The organism is Mesorhizobium sp. M4A.F.Ca.ET.050.02.1.1 (assembly GCF_003997725.1).
Lineage (GTDB): Bacteria > Pseudomonadota > Alphaproteobacteria > Rhizobiales > Rhizobiaceae > Mesorhizobium.
In genome coordinates, this window is sequence record NZ_RZSG01000353.1 from 1 (window position 1) to 5,963 (window position 5,963).

4 protein-coding genes and 3 pseudogenes are annotated in these 5,963 nt (G+C 60.1%); 1 reads left to right on the plus strand and 6 read right to left on the minus strand.

Going from position 1 to position 5,963, the window contains the following annotated elements:
• Both EOA33_RS21165 and EOA33_RS21175 read right to left on the minus strand, forming a co-directional pair.
• A pseudogene (locus tag EOA33_RS21165) lies at window positions 1-418 on the minus strand (DNA ligase D); the annotation flags it as partial.
• 405 nt (window positions 419-823) lie between these two features.
• Complete coding sequence (locus EOA33_RS21175; RefSeq protein WP_126056316.1) at window positions 824-1,543, minus strand: DJ-1/PfpI family protein; 720 nt, start codon at window positions 1,541-1,543, stop codon at window positions 824-826.
• A gap of 241 nt (window positions 1,544-1,784) precedes the next feature.
• Between EOA33_RS21175 and EOA33_RS21180 the strand changes: the two genes are divergently transcribed.
• Window positions 1,785-3,551, plus strand: coding sequence for an adenylate/guanylate cyclase domain-containing protein (locus tag EOA33_RS21180; RefSeq protein ID WP_127406484.1), 1,767 nt, complete (start codon window positions 1,785-1,787; stop codon window positions 3,549-3,551).
• 269 nt (window positions 3,552-3,820) lie between these two features.
• Here the strand turns inward: EOA33_RS21180 and EOA33_RS40670 are convergent, their stop codons facing one another.
• The 4 genes and pseudogenes from EOA33_RS40670 to EOA33_RS21200 form a co-directional block, all read right to left on the minus strand.
• A complete protein-coding gene (locus tag EOA33_RS40670) occupies window positions 3,821-3,976 on the minus strand; it encodes a hypothetical protein (RefSeq protein WP_245455599.1) in 156 nt (51 codons plus the stop codon).
• Window positions 3,977-4,233: 257 nt separating this feature from the next.
• Window positions 4,234-5,002: pseudogene (gene xth, locus EOA33_RS21190) on the minus strand (exodeoxyribonuclease III).
• A gap of 123 nt (window positions 5,003-5,125) precedes the next feature.
• Entirely contained in the window at window positions 5,126-5,731 is a 606-nt protein-coding gene (locus EOA33_RS21195; protein WP_127406485.1) for a general stress protein, read from the minus strand.
• A 25-nt stretch (window positions 5,732-5,756) separates the two neighbouring features.
• A pseudogene (locus EOA33_RS21200) lies at window positions 5,757-5,963 on the minus strand (hypothetical protein); the annotation flags it as partial.

Genomic DNA, 5,963 nt, shown 5'->3' on the forward strand with positions numbered 1-5,963 from the left:
GAAGGAGGTCGAAGGCATAAAAGTCGATGGTCGCCGGCGCACCCTTCAATGCGTTTTGAAGGGCCTGGAAGTTTGATCGTCCGTTTGCATCGACAACGACGGCCTCGCCATCAATCAGCGCGGACCCGACCTTGAGCTTGCTGGCTTCCGAAAGAATGGAAGGAAAACGGTGAGACCAGTCCAGGCCAGATCGCGTGTAGGCACGCGCTTGCCCGCTGCCGACGGCGACTAGAATGCGATAGCCGTCATATTTCATTTCGTGGAGCCAGCGGTCGCCGGCAGGGACGACGTCCACGAGCGTTGCGAGCTGGACGGGCCGAAAAGTTGGCAGTTCTGAATTGGCTGGGTCACGCATAGGCGACTTCGCTTGACGAGCGGTTGACCCCTGAATTGCTTTACGCGACGTTGGCTTGACCATGCTCACCCGCCCCATCCCAAGACGAAATGGCTTAATCGCGTCCAACGCACGATTGCTTCTTTAGTTTCGCTGCGAGTGGAGCTTGCTGCCGTCATTGCCGAGTCGCTTGCAGCGCCTCGGCCGCTCTCAGCTGGATCCGTACTGGCTGCCTCCCTAGATTTCCCCGCACATTGTCGCCGGACCGCGCAAGAGCCTGGCTATTGACGTCGAAGCCGCCCGACGCGACTCTCCAAGTTCACACTTCGCGCTCCAAATTTGTACCCGGCGCGCATCTACTGGAGTTCATCGCGATCGGCACGGGCGTCGTCCATAGCGACGGGTGCAAGGGTTTTCGCGCCCATTACAGGGGCCGCTCACCTCCGATTGTTGCACCTCGGCAGCTACACCTGTGAGGCGAAGAGTTGCCTACACCTTTCTATGCGAAACCTTCTCGAGCCCCCGCTTGATGCCCGCATGGGCCTCCTCATTGCGGTGAACCATCAGCGCCGTGGCCGCCTCGGACGCCTTGTCGGGCTGGCCGGCATCGAAAGGTGGCGACGGGTCGTACTCAATCCCAAGTTGGATGGCTTGTGCGACCTCCGGCCCTGCAAGTTCGGCAATGATGGTCAAGGCGAAGTCGATGCCTGCAGAGACTCCACCCGACGTGAAGACGTTGCCGTCTCGGACGACACGTGCCTTTTCGTGTCGCGCGCCAACCAGGGGCAATAGGTCGACATAGGCCCAATGCGTCGCTGCCCGACGCCCCTTCAGCAGTCCGGCTGCGCCAAGAAGAAACGCGCCCATGCATACCGATGTCACGTATTGTGCATGCGCGCCCTGCCGGCGAATGAAGTCGATCGTCACTGCATCGGCGAGCGCTTCCGCAACGCCCGAGCCGCCCGGCACGCAAAGGAGGTCGAGCGCGGGACAAGTTTCGAAAGTGCAACTGGGCATGATGCCAAGGCCGCGGTCACTCACGACAGGCAACATCGTCTTCGCGACGACGTGGGTGCGCGACTGCGGGAACTTGCTGCGAGCCGAGATAGAGGGCGGCGTTGCAAGCCGGCTCAGAACCTCAAACGGGCCGGTGAAGTCTAGTTGAGTGATATTGGGGAAAATCACGAAGCCGACGTTGAAATCAGCCATACAAGTGTCTCCCCTAAGTCCGGAAGCCGAATTGGCGCGGTTGAGATCATCGCGCCTAGTCACGACGTCCGCAACGGGATCAAGTCGCTCATCGCAGATGACCGCGCGGGACCCACTCCAAGCCCTTTCAACAATCGCCGGCAATGTCCACTGCGGACCGGAAGCGGCTGCAGGTCGAGCCGATCTAAATGAAGCAGCCCTAATGAGTCTGTGCTATGTCGGTGAGTGAAGGAAGGGGCAAATGAGCGAGACCCGCAAGCTTGCGGCGATCCTGGCAGCCGATGTCGTCGGATACAGCCGACTGGCTGGCTTGGACGAAGATCGGACTCTCGCGCGCCTCCGGGCCCTCCGCAGCGACCTGGTTGATCCTACGATCGCGGTATACATCGGACGAGTGGTGAAACGCACCGGTGACGGAACCCTCGTCGAGTTCCGCAGCGTTGTCGATTCAGTCCGTTGCGCTATCGAAGTGCAGAACGCCATGCTCGAACGCAACGCCGGGGTGCCGCCTGATAGACGTATCGAGTTCCGCATAGGTATCCATGTTGGCGATGTAATCGAAGAGAGCGACGGCGACCTGATGGGCGACGGTGTCAATATTGCTGCCCGTCTGCAAAGTATCGCCGAACCTAACGGTATTTGCCTGTCGGGTGCGGCATATGAACAAGTGCGCGACAAGCTGAAGGTTGATTTCGAGGATATCGGCGACAAAGAACTCAAAAACATTGCACGGCCGGTGCGAGCCTATCGAGTAGCCTTAGACCGTGACCCCGAAAGAGAGCCGACACTGCCCGGCCCTATCGGAGGAAAACTGGCCGAGCCCGACAAGCCGTCGATTGCTGTCCTGCCGTTCCTGAACATGAGCGGTGACCCCGAACAGGAATATTTTGGCGACGGCGTCGCCGAGGATATTATTACGGCCTTATCCAAGCTGCGGGGCTTCTTCGTTATCGCGCGCAATTCGACCTTCGCGTACAAAGGCAAGGCGCCAGATATCCGTCAGGTCGCGCGTGAGCTTGGTGTTCGCTACATACTGGAGGGCAGCGTCCGCAAAGCTGGCGAGCGGGTGCGGGTAACTGGGCAGCTTGTCGACGCGGCCAGCGGCAATCACATCTGGGCAGAGCGCTACGACCGGCCCACCTCTGATATTTTCGCCGTGCAGGACGAGATCACTCACAGCGTTGTCGCGGCGATAGAGCCGCAGATTTACGCAGCTGAACGCCTTCGCCTTCAAAGTAAGGCGCCGGAGAGTCTCGATGCCTGGGGCTGTGTTGTCCGGGCAATGCCTTATATCTGGACATGGGTTATTCAAGACGAGGACACTGGCATCAACCTCCTGAAGCGAGCGATTGAGGTTGATCCCCACTATGCACGCGCCCGCAGCCTACTCGCTTGGGCCTTTGCCACCCGTGTGGTCTCAGGCAATTTGGAATTTGCTCCAAGCATATCCAATGCCCTCACCCTCGCCCAACGCGCGATTGACCTCGATCCCGACGACGCATGGGCCCATTTTGCGGCGGGTTACGTATTTGCGATGTCGAGACGACTTGGGCCGGCGGTGGAGGAACTGAACGAGGCACTGCAGCGCAACCCGAACTTTGTATTCGCCCACATAATCTTGGGAGTTGCATTTGGCTATGCCGGACTTGCGGACGATGGCCTCCGTCAGCTCGAAATCGCACGACGATTGAGTCCTCTTGATCAAACCCAAGCGGCCAATCTTTCGGTTGAAGGGCTTTGCCATCTAGTCGCCGGGCGGTACGCCGAAGCGGTAAGCGCTGAACGTCGGGCCGTACAGATGAGACCGAACTTTGGAACCGCTTGGCGCACACTCACGGCAGCCGCAGGACTAGCCGGTGATCTGGAAATCGCACGCCAAGGGCTCGTCGAATGCAAACGCTTACAGCCGAATTTCAGCATCGACTGGGTCGAGAAATACCACCCACTGATACGGGCGGAAGACCGCTCAAGATATATCGAAGGCCTACGAAGTGCAGGCCTGGAATAGTCCAGGCTAGGGGGGCTGCCGCCGATCTCCGCGAGCCAGAAACGCGAATAGGCAACCTTACCCTGCTTCCGACCTCTGGAAAATGGCAAGGATGACTTGCAACGGGTCGGTACTGTCTCATTGAATCTTATGCAGATCGGCTTATCAGAACGCATCAAGTCATCTTAGGCTGACCCACTGCCCAATGAGGAGGTAGGTGATGGCCGGGGCGGCGGTGTGCTGCCAGGCATCACCCAGCGGAGCAATTCAAGCAAGACTGCACCGGGTTTTCAGCCCAGGGGCCACACCTCGACGACGCCATGCGCGACTGCACAGGGGACCTGCGAGATTTTGCCGATGGCCTCGGTGAGGTCAGCAGCTTCGATCAAGGCAAATCCGGCGATCGGCAGATCTGAGGACATGAACGCACCATCGCGAGTTTCCACTCCCGACCCCTCCGGATTGCGCACCTGTACCGGCGTCCCCGCCCTGCCTATCGGGGCGCCTTCGGAGCGTAACCTCGCGTCCTGTTCATGAGCCGGCATCCCTGACGGGTTGGGGCGTGCGGTCATATCCGGCCCGATCGCCATATTGGATCGTAACGAACTTTGGCATCTGCGAGGTCTCCTTTCAGGGTTTCGACGTGAAGCGTGGGCGACGGCTGCCGGGCAGACTTTCTGCAACTGCAATTGCGCAAACGGTCTTAACCGACGTCGATCCAGGCGGGTGCGTGATCGCTCGGCTTTTCCCATCCACGGGTCTCGACATCGACTCCCGCGGCCAGAATGCGCTTCGCAAGGGACGGGCTTACGAGCAGATGGTCCATCCGCAGGCCTGAGCTTCGGTCGTAGCCGCCGCGATAGGAAAAGTTCCAGTAGGTGTATATGCCCTTGTCTGGATGGATACGACGCATCGCATCCACCCAACCCAAGGTTAGCATGTGGGCATAGGCTTTCCTGCATTCGGGGAAGAAGACGGCATCGCCCAGCCAGCGCGCCGGAACAACGGCGTCTATTTCGGTGGGCACGACGTTGTAATCACCACAAAGCACCGTGCGCTCGCCCAACAGCGACTGGCTGTAGGTGACGAGACGCTCGAACCAACGGAGCTTGTAATCGAACTTTGGCCCTGGCGCGGGATTGCCATTGGGCAGATAGATGCAGTCGACGATGAGACCGTCGATTTCCGCCTCGAGATAGCGGCTATGCGTATCATCGGGATCGCCCGGCAAGCCGCGGCGGCGCTCGACCGGATCCCTACCACGGGCCAGGATTGCCACGCCGTTATAGGATTTCTGGCCGTGCCAGATTGCGCCAAAGCCGAGGTCCCGAATCGCTCGATCGGAATTTTGCGTTCGATGTTTTCAGTTCCTGAAGGCAGACGACGTCACAGTCAGTCTCGCCAAGCCACTTAAAGAGCACGGGGAGCCGGCCGTTAACCCCATTGACGTTGAAGGTCGCGATCCGGGTCATCCCCTCTGCTCCTGCGTGGGATTGCCTTAGATGTTCCAGATGAGCAGACAATCAAAAAATTTTGGATGCCTCGTGCGCCCGGCAAGAAAAAGCCCCGTCGTGTATTCGACGGGGCCTCATTTTTTAGAGTGGTGTGGTCCGGCGAACGCGATCGCGTTCGGCCTCGATGTCATCATAGGGCTCTGCGGTCGCGTCGAATCCCGTCCACCCGCTGGCCTCGTAAGCGCTTCGCCGCTCGTCCAGGTTGGCGGCACGCTCGCCTCGCAGGATGCGTTCAGCCTCGCCGGTGAGCCGATCGTCGACTTTGGCCGTCACGAGACTGCCGCCGCGGCGAACGCCCTCGGCATAGACATGAGCATCGCGTTCAGGAACGCCGGACTCCGTCAGTGCGCCCACAATTCCGCCGGCGGCTCCGCCGACCACCGCGCCGCCCACCGCGCCAACTGCCGTAGCAGCTAGCCAGCCGGCCGCCACCACAGGCCCGACACCGGGTATGGCCATGATTCCGAGCCCGGTAAGAAGGCCGCCTGCGCCGCCCACGAGCGCTCCCAGGCCCGCGCCGGCCGCGGCATCGTCGCCGGCTTCCGAGGTCTCGTCCCCCCGATACCAATTGTCGGAATTGTTCGCCACGATGCTGATGTCGTCTCTCGGCACGCCAATCGCTTCCAGCTCGCTTACTGCGTCGGACGCGTCCTGATAGTCATCGAAAAGTCCGGTGACAGTCGTCATGTTTCACTCCATCGTCTGAGTTCGGTTATTGAGCGCCGGCAACCACGTTGCCTTTGAAATCGAGCGCTACGGCTACCTGCTTTCCGTCTTTCTCGGCGGTGCCGCGCCAGATGCCCTGGTCGTCCTTCGTCAATGTGCTGACATTGGCGAAGCCGGCATCCTGGATCCGTGATTTCGCCTGGGCTTCCGTAAAGCTGTTCGCTCCAGGCACCGGAGCGGATGCGTTCTGGTC